The organism is Streptomyces sp. NPDC006691 (genome assembly GCF_042869955.1).
Lineage (GTDB): Bacteria > Actinomycetota > Actinomycetes > Streptomycetales > Streptomycetaceae > Streptomyces.
In genome coordinates this window covers 675,119-688,298 of sequence record NZ_JBIAGW010000001.1, presented here as the reverse complement: position 1 = coordinate 688,298, position 13,180 = coordinate 675,119, and the positions used below count along the sequence as shown (strand labels likewise).

At 69.4% G+C, this 13,180-nt stretch carries 16 protein-coding genes; 8 read left to right on the top strand and 8 right to left on the bottom strand.

The genetic code is table 11. The features are described 5' to 3' along the window. Nucleotides 1-138: 138 nt before the first annotated feature. The gene (locus tag ACFYNP_RS03090) at nucleotides 139-360 is read right to left on the bottom strand and encodes a DUF5326 family protein (RefSeq protein ID WP_100575660.1); all 222 of its coding nucleotides are present in this window, start codon (nucleotides 358-360) and stop codon (nucleotides 139-141) included. A 138-nt stretch (nucleotides 361-498) separates the two neighbouring features. Next, entirely contained in the window at nucleotides 499-816 is a 318-nt protein-coding gene (locus tag ACFYNP_RS03085; RefSeq protein ID WP_388414086.1) for a cupin domain-containing protein, read from the bottom strand. A 50-nt stretch (nucleotides 817-866) separates the two neighbouring features. Here ACFYNP_RS03085 and ACFYNP_RS03080 point away from each other — a divergent pair, with 50 nt between their 5' ends. The 4 genes from ACFYNP_RS03080 (at nucleotide 867) to ACFYNP_RS03065 (ending at nucleotide 4,051) form a co-directional block, all read left to right on the top strand. Continuing rightward, nucleotides 867-1,247, top strand: a complete 381-nt coding sequence (locus ACFYNP_RS03080; protein ID WP_382583075.1) for a phage holin family protein — start codon at nucleotides 867-869, stop codon at nucleotides 1,245-1,247. Nucleotides 1,248-1,288: 41 nt separating this feature from the next. Then, the gene (locus tag ACFYNP_RS03075; RefSeq protein WP_388782029.1) at nucleotides 1,289-2,425 is read left to right on the top strand and encodes a cystathionine gamma-lyase; all 1,137 of its coding nucleotides are present in this window, start codon (nucleotides 1,289-1,291) and stop codon (nucleotides 2,423-2,425) included. A gap of 187 nt (nucleotides 2,426-2,612) precedes the next feature. After that, entirely contained in the window at nucleotides 2,613-3,509 is an 897-nt protein-coding gene (locus tag ACFYNP_RS03070) for a LysR family transcriptional regulator (protein ID WP_388782026.1), read from the top strand. Nucleotides 3,510-3,568: 59 nt separating this feature from the next. After that, nucleotides 3,569-4,051: an NUDIX domain-containing protein gene (locus tag ACFYNP_RS03065; protein WP_100575655.1), complete on the top strand. Its 483-nt coding sequence runs from the start codon at nucleotides 3,569-3,571 to the stop codon at nucleotides 4,049-4,051. A 7-nt stretch (nucleotides 4,052-4,058) separates the two neighbouring features. On the opposite strand, the gene ACFYNP_RS03060 is transcribed toward ACFYNP_RS03065, so the two are convergent. Next, nucleotides 4,059-4,691: an HAD family hydrolase gene (locus ACFYNP_RS03060; protein ID WP_388414077.1), complete on the bottom strand. Its 633-nt coding sequence runs from the start codon at nucleotides 4,689-4,691 to the stop codon at nucleotides 4,059-4,061. A gap of 131 nt (nucleotides 4,692-4,822) precedes the next feature. Between ACFYNP_RS03060 and ACFYNP_RS03055 the strand changes: the two genes are divergently transcribed. Together ACFYNP_RS03055 and ACFYNP_RS03050 are read left to right on the top strand one after the other, a co-directional pair. Further along, nucleotides 4,823-5,344, top strand: a complete 522-nt coding sequence (locus ACFYNP_RS03055) for a DUF2269 domain-containing protein (protein WP_388782023.1) — start codon at nucleotides 4,823-4,825, stop codon at nucleotides 5,342-5,344. A gap of 5 nt (nucleotides 5,345-5,349) precedes the next feature. Continuing rightward, a complete protein-coding gene (locus ACFYNP_RS03050) occupies nucleotides 5,350-6,204 on the top strand; it encodes a GNAT family N-acetyltransferase (protein WP_388782020.1) in 855 nt (284 codons plus the stop codon). 119 nt (nucleotides 6,205-6,323) lie between these two features. Here ACFYNP_RS03050 and ACFYNP_RS03045 read toward each other — a convergent pair whose 3' ends face one another. Continuing rightward, on the bottom strand, nucleotides 6,324-6,755 hold the full coding sequence (locus ACFYNP_RS03045; RefSeq protein WP_388414068.1) for a heme-binding protein: 432 nt from the start codon (nucleotides 6,753-6,755) through the stop codon (nucleotides 6,324-6,326). Nucleotides 6,756-6,791: 36 nt separating this feature from the next. Next, the gene (locus tag ACFYNP_RS03040) at nucleotides 6,792-8,003 is read right to left on the bottom strand and encodes an MFS transporter (RefSeq protein ID WP_388782017.1); all 1,212 of its coding nucleotides are present in this window, start codon (nucleotides 8,001-8,003) and stop codon (nucleotides 6,792-6,794) included. A gap of 137 nt (nucleotides 8,004-8,140) precedes the next feature. On the opposite strand from ACFYNP_RS03040, the gene ACFYNP_RS03035 reads away from it, so the two are divergent. Together ACFYNP_RS03035 and ACFYNP_RS03030 are read left to right on the top strand one after the other, a co-directional pair. After that, nucleotides 8,141-8,599: a MarR family winged helix-turn-helix transcriptional regulator gene (locus tag ACFYNP_RS03035; protein ID WP_388414063.1), complete on the top strand. Its 459-nt coding sequence runs from the start codon at nucleotides 8,141-8,143 to the stop codon at nucleotides 8,597-8,599. 25 nt (nucleotides 8,600-8,624) lie between these two features. After that, nucleotides 8,625-9,083, top strand: a complete 459-nt coding sequence (locus tag ACFYNP_RS03030) for a GNAT family N-acetyltransferase (RefSeq protein ID WP_388782014.1) — start codon at nucleotides 8,625-8,627, stop codon at nucleotides 9,081-9,083. 90 nt (nucleotides 9,084-9,173) lie between these two features. On the opposite strand, the gene ACFYNP_RS03025 is transcribed toward ACFYNP_RS03030, so the two are convergent. The 3 genes from ACFYNP_RS03025 to dnaB form a co-directional block, all read right to left on the bottom strand. Continuing rightward, nucleotides 9,174-10,577, bottom strand: coding sequence for a serine hydrolase domain-containing protein (locus ACFYNP_RS03025; RefSeq protein ID WP_388782011.1), 1,404 nt, complete (start codon nucleotides 10,575-10,577; stop codon nucleotides 9,174-9,176). A 143-nt stretch (nucleotides 10,578-10,720) separates the two neighbouring features. Further along, complete coding sequence (locus tag ACFYNP_RS03020; RefSeq protein ID WP_388782008.1) at nucleotides 10,721-11,404, bottom strand: class I SAM-dependent DNA methyltransferase; 684 nt, start codon at nucleotides 11,402-11,404, stop codon at nucleotides 10,721-10,723. A 38-nt stretch (nucleotides 11,405-11,442) separates the two neighbouring features. Beyond that, entirely contained in the window at nucleotides 11,443-12,936 is a 1,494-nt protein-coding gene (gene dnaB / locus ACFYNP_RS03015) for a replicative DNA helicase (protein ID WP_388414053.1), read from the bottom strand. Between the last annotated feature and the right edge of the window lie 244 nt (nucleotides 12,937-13,180).

The following is a 13,180-nucleotide window of genomic DNA, read 5'->3' as shown; positions in this document are numbered from 1 at the left end:
CGGGCAGCGGGTTTCGCCAGGTTCGTTCCCCCGGCCGGGCTAATCCCCGGACGTCCTGGGCGCGGCGTGCGAGCCGGTCCGCTAACGCGGGTGGCCGGCCGGACTCCGGGCGGAAGTGGTCGTTCCGCCCGAGTCCCGCTACCAGTCGCCGCGCGAGGAGGACGAGGAGGACATGAACCTCCGCACCACGTAGATCAGGCCGCCGACCAGGGCCACGAAGACCAGAAGCTTGAAGAGCAGCCCGAACAGGAAGCCGACCACGCTCGCGATCAGACCGCCGAACACCACCAGGGCGATGACGGGCACGGCGACCCACTTCACCCACCAGGGCATCCCCGCGAATATTTCCCGTGCCGCCATCGTCCTTACCTCTTTCGTCAGTTCACCGGTCGTGTGCTTTCGACACTCCTGATGCTAGGCGCGAGAGGGTACGGTGCGGGGCCCTCGCAGCCCTTGAACACCCCTGACCGAACCCTTAGGGAGAATCGGGGACGCCCCTCAGCTCTCAGGGGGAGAGAAGACCACCAGAACCCTCAGATCCTCGGTGATGTGGTGGAACTTGTGCGCCACTCCGGCCGGCACATAGACCACGCTGCCCCGCGCGACCTGCGTCGTCTCCAGTCCCACGGTGATGGAGGCGCGGCCGCTGACCACGAAGTAGATCTCGTCCTGGGCGTGCGGGGACTGAGGGTCGTGTGCGCCCGCGTCGAGCGCGTACAGCCCCGCCGACATGGTGCGCTCCCGCAGGAACCGCAGATACGCACCGTCGTTGGCGGCCCGCTCCGCCTCCAGCTCGTCGAGTCGGAAGTCTTTCATCGCCATCTGCCCCTGCGCTCGTGCCGATCACGTCTGCCACGATCAGACCCATGAAGAATTTCGTAGTCAAGACGATCGCCAATGCGGCCGCCCTGGCGGTGGCCATCTGGCTGGTGAAGAACATCACCCTGACCGGTGACAACACCGGCAAGAAGGCACTGACGCTGATTCTGGTCGCGCTGGTCTTCGGCGTGGTGAATTTCGTCGTGAAGCCCGTGGTCAAACTGCTGTCGTTCCCCCTCTTCATCCTCACGCTCGGGCTGATCACGCTGGTGATCAACGCGTTGATGCTGTTGCTGACCTCCTGGCTCGCCGACAAGCTCAACCTGAGCTTCCACGTCGAGGGCTTCTGGACCGCCGTGCTCGGCGCCCTGATCATCTCGATCGTGTCCTGGGCGATGCACATCGTGCTGCCCGACGACAGGGACTGAGCCTTGGCCACCCCCTTCCGCGATGAAATGGAGCATGCGGCATGACAGGTGACGGCACCCGATCCGTACGCGCCGGCCTCCCCGAGCCGGTGGCCTACGAACCCACCCTGCCCGGGCCGGTGTTCGCCGCCCACTTCCACCTGCCGGGCGAGGCCACCGGGCCGTACACCTACGGCCGTGACACCAACCCGACCTGGACTCATCTGGAACGGGCGATAGCCGAGCTGGAGTCGCCCGACGAGAGCGCCGAGGCGATCGTCTTCGCCTCCGGGATGGCGGCCATCACGGCCGTGCTGCTCTCCCACGCGCGCACCGGCGACACGGTGGTGCTGCCGGACGACGGCTACCAGGCCCTGCCTTTGGTGCGCGAGCAGCTGGAGGCGTACGGCATCGAGGTGCGCACCGCGCCCACCGCCGGCGACGCCCAACTCGCCCATCTGGACGGCGCGAAGCTGCTGTGGATCGAGACACCGTCCAACCCGGGTCTCGATGTGTGCGACGTGCGCCGGCTGGCTCGGGCCGCGCATGACGCGGGCGCTCTGGTGGCCGTCGACAACACCCTGGCCACGCCGCTCGGGCAGCGTCCCCTCGACCTCGGCGCGGACTTCGCGGTGGCCAGCGGCACCAAGGGCATGACCGGCCACGGCGATCTCCTGCTCGGCTATGTGGTCTGCCGCGATCCCGAACTCGCCGCACGCGTACGCCAGTGGCGCAAGGTCGTCGGCGCGATCCCGGGCCCGATGGAGGCATGGCTGGCCCACCGCTCCCTCGCGACGCTGCACCTGCGGGCCGACCGGCAGGCCGCGAACGCCCTGGCCCTGGCCGGGGCACTGGCCGAGCGGGAGGAGGTGACCGGCCTGCGCTACCCGGGACTTCCGTCGGACCCGTCCCACCGGACGGCCTCGGCGCAGATGCGGCGCTTCGGCTGCGTGATCTCCTTCGACCTGCCCGACCGCGCCTTCGCCGAGCGGTTCCTGGAGGCGCTGCGCCTCGTGGACGACGCCACGAGCTTCGGCAGCGTCCGCTCCACGGCGGAGCGGCGCGGGCGCTGGGGCGGCGACGCCGTCTCGGAGGGCTTCATCCGCTTCTCGGTCGGGGCGGAGGACGCCCCCGACCTGATCGCGGACGTGGAACGGGCCTTGGAGGAGGCGGGTTCGACGGCCGGGCCCCGTACGTAGGACGGGCGGTCCGAGCCTCCCCCCTCATGGCTCGGACCGCCCCGGTTCCCGCGTACGAGAACCGCCCGGACAAGGCTAGTTGACTCTGCGTCAGTGTCCAATCACGGTAGCGACAGGGGCCTATCGACATATTTATAGTTGTGTCCGGCCGGGGACGTCATGAAGCAGTTCAGGACGGGAGGGCACCATGGACCTTGCCCTGCTGCGTACGTTCGTCACCGTGCACAGGGCGGGCTCGTTCACCCGGGCCGCAGCCCTGCTCGGGCTCTCGCAGCCCGCCGTGACCGGCCAGATACGCACGCTGGAGCGGCAGTTGGGCCATCCGCTCTTCCTGCGCCAAGCGCGCGGGGTGGCCCCGACGGCCATGGGCGACGAGCTGGCCCAGCGGGCCGCTCCGCATCTGGACGCGCTGGTCGAGATCACCGAGTCCGGCCTGGGCGAGGCACCGGCCCTGCGGACCCTGCACCTGGCCGGCCCACCGGAGTTCACCGCGCTGCGCGCCCTGCCCGCGCTCACCCGGCTCATCCCGCAGGGTCTCGCGCTGCGGGCAACCTTCGGAAACGCCGAGGAGACCTTGGAGGGCCTGGCCGCCGGCCACCACGATCTCGCCATCGCCACGGCCCGGCCGCGCGGCGGACTGCTGACCTCGACCGCATTGTGCGACGAGGAGCACGTGCTGGTCGCCGGAGTGCGCTGGGCCGCACGGCTCGGGCCGGGCGCGGTGCGACACGGCGGGCCCGCCGTCCTGGAGGCCATCCCAGTGGTGGAGGTCCATGAGTCGCTGCCCCTGGTCACGCGCTACTGGGCGTCGGTGTTCGACGCCAAGCCCGCCGCCGCGGGCACGGTCGTGGCACCCGATCTACGGGCGGTCCTCGCCGCGGTGACCGCGGGAGCGGGCCTGGCCGTGCTGCCACGCTATCTGTGCGAGACGGCCCTGGAACAAGGCGAGGTGGTGGCGCTCCTCGACCCTCCGGTACCTCCGCTGCGCACCTATTTCCTCGCGGCGCGCACCGGCACACTCGGCCTCCCGCACATCGCGCGGGCGCAGGAATGGCTGCTGCGTGCCGCGGCCGACTGGAGCTGAGGCGCAGTGGAGGAGACCCGAGGAGTTTCGCAGGCGTCCCTTCGGGCCACATTTCTCCCATGACCGTACGTCCAGTGGTCAAGCGCACCGCACGAGCCGTTCTGCTTGACGGTGACGACCTGATTCTGATCAAGCGCACCAAGCCCGGGATGGACCCGTACTGGCTCACCCCCGGCGGCGGGGTCGAGCCCGAGGACGCCACCGTCGTCGAGGCCCTGCACCGCGAAGTGGACGAGGAACTCGGCGCGAAGATCACCGATGTAGTGCCCTGCTTCGTCGACACCGTCGAGCACATCGGTGCCGACGGGGGCGCGACCGGCGTAAAGGTGCAGCACTTCTTCGTCTGTCGCCTCGATTCCATGGATCCCTCGCTGCGGCACGGGCCCGAGATCGAGGAGCCCTGCGGCGAGTACGAGATCGTCCGCATCCCGTTCACCCGTGTCGGGATCGCCTCGGTGCATCTCGTTCCGCTGTCCCTCCGGCACTATCTCGACGGAAACATCGAGGGCGTGCGGGCCATGCACGCACCCGATCTGGGCTAGCGGCGGCTCACGGGGCCGAGCGGACCAGGGCGTAGGCCTCGCGAAGGTCGCCGCCGGTGTAGGTGTGGGTGGCGCGGTCCGCGAGATGGTGGTCCGCGTTCACCGCGACCGATACGGGCACCGCGGCGAAGAGGTCCACGTCGGACATCGAGTCCCCGTAGGCCACGCAATTCTGGCTGCCGACGCCGAACTCGGCGCACAGCCGGTTCATCACGCTCACCTTCGCGGCCGGGCTCAGGAGCCCCTCGGGTTCCACGGGCCGGGTGAAGGGCACCTCCGGGAAGAGCGAGCCGTGGGCCGCATGAGCGCCCCAGCCGAGCAGCCGTTCCACGAAGAAGGACGGAGACAGCGAGATCACGGCGCAGTAATCCCCCTCCCTGCGGATCTCCTGCCAGACGTCCTGGATCCCCATGAGCCAGGGGGCGGTCTCGAATGCGGTCGTCACATGCGCCTCGGTGAGCCCGGCCCACAGGGCGTGCACCCGCACCGCATACTCCGGCGGCCCGATCCGGCCGGTGGAAAACGCCACTTCCAGCTCGCCGATCTCATCGAGGAGCCCGAGCTGCCGGGAAATCTCAACCGGCGCGGCGGAGCCCCGTATGAGAGTGCCGTCGAGGTCGAAGAGGTGAAGTCTCGCCATGTACGCCGAGCCTAGTACGTGGGGTTACTCCCCCTGCGGGACGTCTGGCGTGGGCTCTCGACGACACGCTGTTTCACGTGAAACATCCACCTCTCCCCGTATCCGCCCCCACGACCCGGCCGCCGTTTCACGTGAAACATCTACGGCGAGCAGCCCGGAGGGGCTGGCTGGTGGCCCATGTCGCCGTCTCGGTCAGCTGGCTGGGCCTCACCCTCGGCCTTCTCGCACTTGGCATCACCGCCTACGCCGCGGACTCGCCCGGCATGACCGAGGCCGCCTACCGCGCCATGAAGGTCTTCGGCGACTGGCTCGTGCTGCCCATCGCGTTGCTGACCCTCGTCTCAGGCGTCGTGCTGTCGCTGGGCACCCGCTGGGGGCTCGCCCGTCATCGCTGGGTATGGATCAAATTCTGGCTGACCCTGGTCACGCTCTGTCTGTCGGCCTTTCTGCTGCGGCCGGAGATCAATGGTGCGGTCGCGGCCGGAGTGCCCGACACCAGTCTCGTGGCCGCACCGGTCGTCTCTTCCAGCGCGTACTTCTTCATGACGGCGATCTCGGTGCTCAAGCCGTGGGGACTGACCCGGCGTGGCCGGAAGCACCGTGCCGAGAGCCGGAAAACGGTGGACGCCGCATCGGTGCGTCGGACAACCTGAGCCTCATGCCCTCACCGCTCGACGCGCTTCCTCTGCGCCGCTTGACCACCGCCGACCTCATCGCCTGTGCCGACCTCTCCGAGGACCGGGGCTGGCCACGCGAGGAGCACAAATGGGGGCTTCTGCTCGCGGCGGGCACCGGTTACGGAATCGACGCCCCGGACGGCAAGGGGCTGGTCAGCGCCTGCGTCGTCACCTCGTACGGTCCCGGTCTCGCGGCCATCGGCATGGTTCTGGTGGCCGAGCGCTTCGCCCGGCAGGGCGTCGGACGGCGGTTGATGACGGACGTGCTCCGGGAGTGGGACGGCACTCCGCTCACACTGCACGCCACGCCGAACGGGCGGCCGCTGTACGAGGAGCTGGGCTTCGAGACGACCGGTCGCGCCGAAATGGTCCGGGGCCACTTCCAGTCGTCCGGACCGGCCCCGACGGTGGCCACCCGTCCCGCGAGCGCGGACGACCTGCCCGCGATCCTCCGGCTCGACGCCGAGGTCTTCGGCCAGGATCGCACCCACATGATCACCCGCCTGCCGGCCTTCTGCGACCAGTTGCGGGTCGCGCGGGACGCGGCCGGACTGACCGGCTTCGCGGCGGCGTGGCCCAACATGGACACCCAGGTGGTGGGCCCGCTGATCGCCCGGGACACAGAGACCGCGAAGGCGTTGGTCGCCTCGCTGGCAGCCGGCACGGACCGTCCCCTGCGCACGGATGTGGATGTACGCCATGAGGAACTACTGAGCTGGTTGAAGGCGTCCGGCGTCGAGTCGGTCGGGTTCAACGCGGTGATGACGTACGGCATTCCGGCCCTCCCCGGCGACTGGACGCGCCGCTTCGCGCCCCTGACGGTGGCAGCGGGCTAGGGCCCCATGCGGCTCCCGCGACGACGGACGCCCGCCCTCATGTGCCGCGATTCCGTGGCCAGTTGAGGGCGGGCTTCTCCGTGTCGGTGCGCTCAGCGCCAGGTCGAGCCTCCACGGTCTCAGCGTCGGGTCAGAGCCTCCACGGCCGCCGTGGCGAAGCCGTGGTCCTGGTCGGGGGCGCCGCCGCCCACACCGATCGCGCCGATCAGTCGGCCGTCGCGGTGGACGGGCACGCCGCCCGCGATGAAGAGGAGCGGGCGGTCCAGGGCCGTCGGCAGGGTGTGGAAGAGGCCGCCCGGCTGGACCGCGTCCACCAGGTCGGTGGTCGGGGCGTTCAGCTGAAGGGCCGTGTAGGCCTTGCGGGTGCTGGTCTCTCCGGCGATCAGTACGGCCCGGTCGTCCCGGCGGAAGGCGAGCAGATGGCCGCCCGCGTCGAGCACGCTGACCGCAGTGGCGACCCCGGCCGACTCGGCGGCCGCGCGCGCCGCTTCCACGAGGGCTTCCGCTTCGTGGGTGGTGAGCGGGGCCATGGTGACAGTGGGGGTGCTCATGGGGGAGTAACTCCTTTTGATTGATGGGCAGTTGATTCAGTGGTGAGCCGCGGTGGCCCGGGCCGGCTCGGGGACGGTGCCCGCGACGACCCGGCTGCCGGTGCTCGTACGCCGCTCCAGTGCGCTGGAGACGAAGGCGAGCAGAAGGGCGGAGGCGGCCAGTGCGGCACCCACCCAGTTGGGGGCGGTGTAGCCGAGGCCGGCGGCGATGACGATGCCGCCGAGCCAGGCGGAGAGCGCGTTGCCGAGGTTGAAGGCGCCGATGTTGACGGCGGACGCCAGGGTGGGCGCTCCTGCGGCCTGGTCGAGGACGCGCTTTTGCAGCGGGGGCACGGTCGCGAAGCCGAGAGCGCCGATGAGGAAGACCATGACCGCGGAGGCGAGCTTGTCGTGGGCGGCCACCGTGAACAGCGCCAGGACCACGGCGAGCCCGGACAGCGCCACATAGAGCATGGGCATCAGCGCACGGTCGGCGAACCGGCCCCCGATGAGGTTTCCGGTGACCATGCCGAGGCCGAAGAGAACGAGCAGCCAGGTGACGGAGGTGTCGGCGTATCCGGCGACGTTCGTCATCATCGGTGTGATGTAGGTGATCGCCGCGAAGACTCCGCCGAACCCGAGCACGGTCATCGCCATGGCGAGCAGCACCTGGACGTTGCGGAACGCGGCGATCTCGTGCCGCAGCCGCACGCCCTGGGCCTTCGGCATGTCCGGGACGAGCTTGGCCACTCCGAGCAGACCGAGCACCCCGAGCGAGGCGACGACGAAGAACGTGGCGCGCCAGCCGACCTGCTGGCCGATGAGCGTGCCGGCCGGCACGCCCACGACATTGGCGACGGTCAGGCCGGTGAACATCATCGCGATGGCCCCGGCCTTCTTCTCGGGGGCTACCAGATCCGCCGCGACGACCGAGCCGATGCCGAAGAACGCACCGTGTGCGAGGGAGGCGACGACACGTCCGGCCAGCATGAGCCCGAAGGCGGGCGCGAGGGCGGAGAGAACGTTGCCGGCGATGAAGAAGCCCATCAACAGCATCAGCATCCGCTTACGGGTGATCTTCGTGCCCAGGACGGTCATCAGCGGGGCGCCGAGCACGACGCCGACCGCATAGCCGCTGACCAGGTATCCGGCGGTGGGGATGGAGACACCGAAGGTGCCGGCGACCTCGGGGAGCAGCCCCATGATCACGAATTCCGTGGTGCCGATACCGAACGCCCCGATGGCGAGGGCTAGGAGGGCGAGTGGCATGGGATGACCTTCCAGGCGATTGCGTGAGCCCCTTACGAGCGTTCACAATAATTGCAGACGCCGACTAATTGCAAACGCGGGCTATTGCAGCCGTGGACTATCCTGAGGGCAAGCAGCTCCGGACGGAGGACACACGCATGACCGCGACGGACCCCGCACTCACCGCCCTCGCCCAGGGGTGGTGTGCGCTCTCCCTGCTGCACGGCAAGATCGACGCCCACATCGAGCGCGCCCTGCAGTCGGGGCACGACCTCAGCGTGCGCGAGTACTCGCTGCTGGATGTCCTCAGCCGCCAGCACAGCGGTCCGGGCGGGCATCTCCAGATGAAGCAGGTCGCCGATGCCGTCGTTCTCAGCCAGTCGGCCACGACCCGGCTCGTCACCCGGCTTGAGGACCGCGGTCTGCTGACCCGGTACCTCTGCGACACCGACCGGCGCGGCATCTACACCGATGTCACCGAGTCCGGTCTGGCCCTGCTCGCCAGTGCCCGGCCCACCAACGACCGGGCCCTGCGCGAGGCCTTGGACGAGGCGGCCGGAAACCCTCAACTCGCGCCCCTGGTACGTACGGTCGAGGCCCTGAACATCTCCGCGTGAAGCCGCTGGGCGTACGCTCCCCGTCATGAGTGATCTTGAGATCAGGCCCGCGACACCCGACGACCTCCCGGCGATCGTGGCCATGCTCGCGGACGATCCGCTGGGTGCCCAACGCGAATCTCCCGACGACCTGGCGCCCTACCGCGCCGCTTTCGACCGGCTCACCGGCGACCCCAACCAGCACGTGGTGGTCGCGGCCCGCGACGGCCAGGTCGTGGGGACCCTCCAGCTCACCGTGGTCCCCGGGCTCTCCCGGCGCGGATCGACCCGCTCGATCATCGAAGGTGTACGCATTCACAGCGCGGAGCGCGGCGGCGGCCTCGGCACCCTCCTCATCGAGTGGGCCGTCGCCGAATCGGAGCGCCAAGGCTGCCGTCTGGTCCAGCTGACGTCGGACGCCACCCGCGTCGACGCCCATCGCTTCTACGAGCGGCTGGGGTTCGAGGCATCGCACGTAGGGTTCAAGAAGGCTCTCCAGACCTGAGGTCGGCCTGTCGCGGGCCGGCCCGTAGGTCCTGTTTCACGTGAAACAGGACCTACGGAGAAGGCCTGCACGGCCGTTTCACGTGAAACGTCAGACCCCGCGCCAGCCCTCGGGGTCCACGCCGCCCGGTACCGCAGCCGCTTCGGGTCCGTACGGCTCGCGAGTGAACACGAACGATCCGAGATCGAGGTGGCTCACCGAGCCGTCTGCCCGCCGCACCACTCGGAGCGCCTCTCCCCGGTAATAGCCGTCCAGGCCGACCCAGGTGCCATCGGTGACAGCCTTGAACCGGGCCGCCCGGCCGGCGCCCCGCAAGGGGGTCAGAGCCACGCCACGGTCGGCGGTCAGGCGCAGCCCGACTGCCTGGGTGCCCCAGTACCAGGGGCCGGTGAGCGCCAGCAGTTCCTCGTCCACCTCAGGAAGGGGGCGCCAGGGCTCCGGGAAACGCGGCTCGGCCTCCGCCACGATCCGTACGAGATCGGCGGCCAGCGCGCCAACCATCAGGCCGGAGGTGACATTGGCGAGCACGACGGCGGCCACGTCATCCGCCACGCTCACCCAGAGGGTCGCGACGAATCCGGGCAACGAGCCGGTGTGTCCGGCGAGTTCACGGCCGTGGCTCCGGGTGAGCGCCATACCTAGGCCATAGCCGGCGTCCCAGTCCCCCGTCTCCGGCGCCACGGCAGGGGTGCGCATCTCCGCCACCGACTCGGCGCTCAACACTCGCTCATCCCCCGCCGCGAGGAAGACGGCGAAACGACTGAGGTCCGCTGCGGTCGACCACAGCTGCCCGGCCGGGGCCATCAGGCCGAGGTCCTCGGACGGCTCCGGCAGCAGTACATCGGCCCATGGGTGAACGGCCCAGCCGCCCGCGTGGGGATGCACCGGCTGCGTCGTCGTGCGGTCCATGCCCAGGGGTTCGAGAATCTCCGTCCGCAGCGCCTCCTCCCAGGGCACCCCCCGCACGGCCTCCACCAGGGAACCCAGCAACGTATAGCCCGGGTTGGAGTAGTGGTGCAGCCGGCCCGGGGGGTGCGGCTGCGGCTGGTCCCCCAGCACATCGCTCAGTTCCGGTCGGAGATCCCCCGGCGTCCGTTCCCACCAGGGAGCGGGCGCTTCGGCAGCCAACCCCGCTGTGTGGGAGAGGAGTTGGGCGATGGTCGCACCGCCCGCTGTGGTGCCGGGGAGGTGCTTCTCCAGCGGGTCTCCGAGGTCGAGGAGCCCTTCGTCGCGCAGCCTCAGCACCAGCACGGCGGTGAAGGTCTTGGTGATGGAGCCGATGCGGTACTGGACGTCGGCGTCCGGGCCGTGCCCGTCGACGGACGTCCGCGAACCGGACCAGATCATCCGGCCCTCCCGCGCCACGGCCGCGACCAGCGAGGGCGCCCGCCCTTCGGCTTGGGCTACGGCGATGCGGTGCAGGAGCGCGCGTTCCGTGGACGGCAGGAGGTCTGCGGAGGGGACTGGTGATGCGGGCGCATGAGGTGAGGTCATAAGGCTAGTGTCTAGTCGCGCACCCGGGCCGAGGCGAGTGCTTTTCGCCCGGAGTCGCCCGCTCTGACCCGCCATCACCTTCCCCGGATCCGACCCGCAGGATCGCCGCGGCGAGCAACTCGGCCCAGGGGGGCGCCAATTCATCACGTCGAGCGCGACAGGAAACCTTCCGTTCCCGGCCCGTCGGGGCGCCTGCGTGCGAAGACGATCGCGCCCAGCGAACTCTCGGCCGAGGTGAGCGTCATGTGCGCCTCGACCGTGAAGCCGGCGCCATCGAGCCGGGCAGCCACTTGTGCGGGCTGACGACGATGCACCAGGACCTTCATGGGGTGGCCCCCATAGCCCCGCGTCGTGAGCCGGGACCCGTCCCCCACGTGGAAGCCGAGCAGCACAAGGCCACCGGGTCGCACGACCCGCCGGAAGTGGGCCAGGACCGGGCCGATCCCCTGGTCCGGGATGTGGATCAACGAGTACCAGGCCACAAGTCCCGCCAACGAGGCTGCGGGGAGGTCCAGTTCTGTCATGGAGCCGACCTCGAACCGCAGACCGGGGTGCTCACGCCGCGCAGTCTCGACCATTCCGGGCGACAGATCGATGCCGAAAGCGTCGACGCCGAGACCCCGTAGATGGGCCGTGATCCTTCCGGGTCCGCACCCCACGTCCGCGACCTGCCCGCCACCGGACGCCAGCACCAGCTCGGCGAACAGGGCCAGGGCCGATCGTTCGTAGGGCGTCTCGCTCAGAAGGTCGCGTACCTGCGCCGCGTAATCGGCGGCGACGGCGTCGTAGGACGCCCGGGTGTCGGCCAGCCAGCCTTCCATCTCCATGGGTGGAGACGGTAGTTGACGTCCTACGGCACCCGGGATCAGGTCGCTGCCATGTCCACGAAGCGCGAGTAGTGGCCCTGGAAGGCGACGGTGATGGTCGCGGTCGGACCGTTACGGTGCTTGGCCACGATCAGGTCGGCCTCGCCCGCGCGGGGCGATTCCTTCTCGTAGGCGTCCTCGCGGTGCAGGAGGATGACCATGTCCGCGTCCTGCTCGATGGAGCCGGATTCGCGAAGGTCGGAGACCATCGGCTTCTTGTCGGTGCGCTGCTCGGGGCCACGGTTCAGCTGGGAGAGCGCGATCACCGGCAGCTGGAGCTCCTTGGCGAGGAGCTTGAGGTTTCGCGACATGTCCGAGACTTCCTGCTGGCGGCTCTCGGCACGCTTGGAGCCGCCCGACTGCATCAGCTGCAGATAGTCGATGACGACGAGGCGGAGATCGTTGCGCTGCTTCAGACGGCGGCACTTGGCGCGGATCTCCATCATCGACAGGTTGGGCGAGTCGTCGATGTAGAGCGGCGCCTGGGAGACGTCCGGCATGCGGCGGGCCAGCCGTGTCCAGTCGTCGTCGGTCATCGTGCCGGAGCGCATGTGGTGAAGCGCGACCCGGGCCTCGGCCGACAGCAGACGCATCGCGATCTCGTTGCGCCCCATTTCGAGCGAGAAGATCACGCTGGGCAGGTTGTGCTTGATCGAACAGGCCCGGGCGAAGTCGAGCGCCAGGGTGGACTTACCCATCGCGGGACGGGCGGCGATGACGACCATCTGGCCGGGATGCAGACCGTTCGTGAGCGAGTCGAAGTCGGTGAATCCGGTGGGCACTCCGGTCATCTCGCCGCTGCGTGAGCCGATCGCCTCGATCTCGTCGAGCGCACCCTCCATGATGTCGCCGAGCGGCAGGTAGTCCTCGCTGGTGCGCTGCTCGGTGACCGCGTAGATCTCGGCCTGCGCGGAGTTGACGATGTCGTCGACATCGCCGTCCGCCGCGTATCCCATCTGCGTGATCTTGGTACCGGCCTCGACGAGCCGGCGCAGGACCGCCCGCTCGTGGACGATCTCCGCGTAGTACGAGGCGTTGGCCGCGGTCGGGACCGACTGGACCAGCGTGTGCAGATAGGAGGCGCCACCGACCCGGGTGATCTCGCCGCGCTTGACCAGCTCGGCGGCGACCGTGATGGGGTCGGCCGGCTCACCCTTGGCGTAGAGGTCGAGGATGGCGGTGTAGACCGTCTCATGGGCCGGCTTGTAGAAGTCGTGGCCCTTGATGATCTCCACGACGTCCGCGATGGCGTCCTTGGAGAGCAACATGCCGCCGAGCACCGACTGCTCGGCGTCGATGTCCTGGGGCGGCACGCGCTCGAAGCCGGAGGACCCGCCGTCCCAGTCGTCCTGCCCCCGGTCGTGCTGGTCTTCACGGCCTCTGCCACGTCCGCGGCCGCGGACCTCGCTGTCGCCGCGCTGGCGGGAAACAGGCAGACGGTCACTTGGACCGGTGTCGGCCCAGGGCTCGTCCAACGGCTCGGGAATGCTCACCGGGCCACCTCCTCCCGTCCGCTCAGCGGACCTAGCCGTGCCACTCTTTCTACGGCACGACACTGACAAATCGATGTGCCCGACTCCGGTTCGGGCGCGTCGGGCGCCGGACCACGGTAGGCCCGTGAGCGGCGTCAGCCAATCTGGTTATCCACAGGGCATGTGGACGAACGACCGGATGCTGTGGAGAAGTCTTCGGAACCTGTGCACGGACCGGGGGACAGCGCTGTGGACAAAGTCATAG

What these genes read in the sequence shown, in the direction of transcription:
- ACFYNP_RS03080 (WP_382583075.1), top strand. Translation starts at nt 867, where the DNA reads ATGAAGAATTTCGTAGTCAAGACGATCGCCAATGCGGCCGCCCTGGCG.
- ACFYNP_RS03090 (WP_100575660.1), bottom strand. Translation starts at nt 360, where the DNA reads ATGGCGGCACGGGAAATATTCGCGGGGATGCCCTGGTGGGTGAAGTGG.
- ACFYNP_RS03025 (WP_388782011.1), bottom strand. Translation starts at nt 10,577, where the DNA reads ATGACCTCACCTCATGCGCCCGCATCACCAGTCCCCTCCGCAGACCTC.
- ACFYNP_RS03045 (WP_388414068.1), bottom strand. Translation starts at nt 6,755, where the DNA reads ATGAGCACCCCCACTGTCACCATGGCCCCGCTCACCACCCACGAAGCG.
- ACFYNP_RS03030 (WP_388782014.1), top strand. Translation starts at nt 8,625, where the DNA reads ATGAGTGATCTTGAGATCAGGCCCGCGACACCCGACGACCTCCCGGCG.
- ACFYNP_RS03050 (WP_388782020.1), top strand. Translation starts at nt 5,350, where the DNA reads ATGCCCTCACCGCTCGACGCGCTTCCTCTGCGCCGCTTGACCACCGCC.
- ACFYNP_RS03020 (WP_388782008.1), bottom strand. Translation starts at nt 11,404, where the DNA reads ATGGAGATGGAAGGCTGGCTGGCCGACACCCGGGCGTCCTACGACGCC.
- ACFYNP_RS03060 (WP_388414077.1), bottom strand. Translation starts at nt 4,691, where the DNA reads ATGGCGAGACTTCACCTCTTCGACCTCGACGGCACTCTCATACGGGGC.
- ACFYNP_RS03070 (WP_388782026.1), top strand. Translation starts at nt 2,613, where the DNA reads ATGGACCTTGCCCTGCTGCGTACGTTCGTCACCGTGCACAGGGCGGGC.
- ACFYNP_RS03040 (WP_388782017.1), bottom strand. Translation starts at nt 8,003, where the DNA reads ATGCCACTCGCCCTCCTAGCCCTCGCCATCGGGGCGTTCGGTATCGGC.
- ACFYNP_RS03065 (WP_100575655.1), top strand. Translation starts at nt 3,569, where the DNA reads ATGACCGTACGTCCAGTGGTCAAGCGCACCGCACGAGCCGTTCTGCTT.
- ACFYNP_RS03075 (WP_388782029.1), top strand. Translation starts at nt 1,289, where the DNA reads ATGACAGGTGACGGCACCCGATCCGTACGCGCCGGCCTCCCCGAGCCG.
- ACFYNP_RS03035 (WP_388414063.1), top strand. Translation starts at nt 8,141, where the DNA reads ATGACCGCGACGGACCCCGCACTCACCGCCCTCGCCCAGGGGTGGTGT.
- ACFYNP_RS03085 (WP_388414086.1), bottom strand. Translation starts at nt 816, where the DNA reads ATGAAAGACTTCCGACTCGACGAGCTGGAGGCGGAGCGGGCCGCCAAC.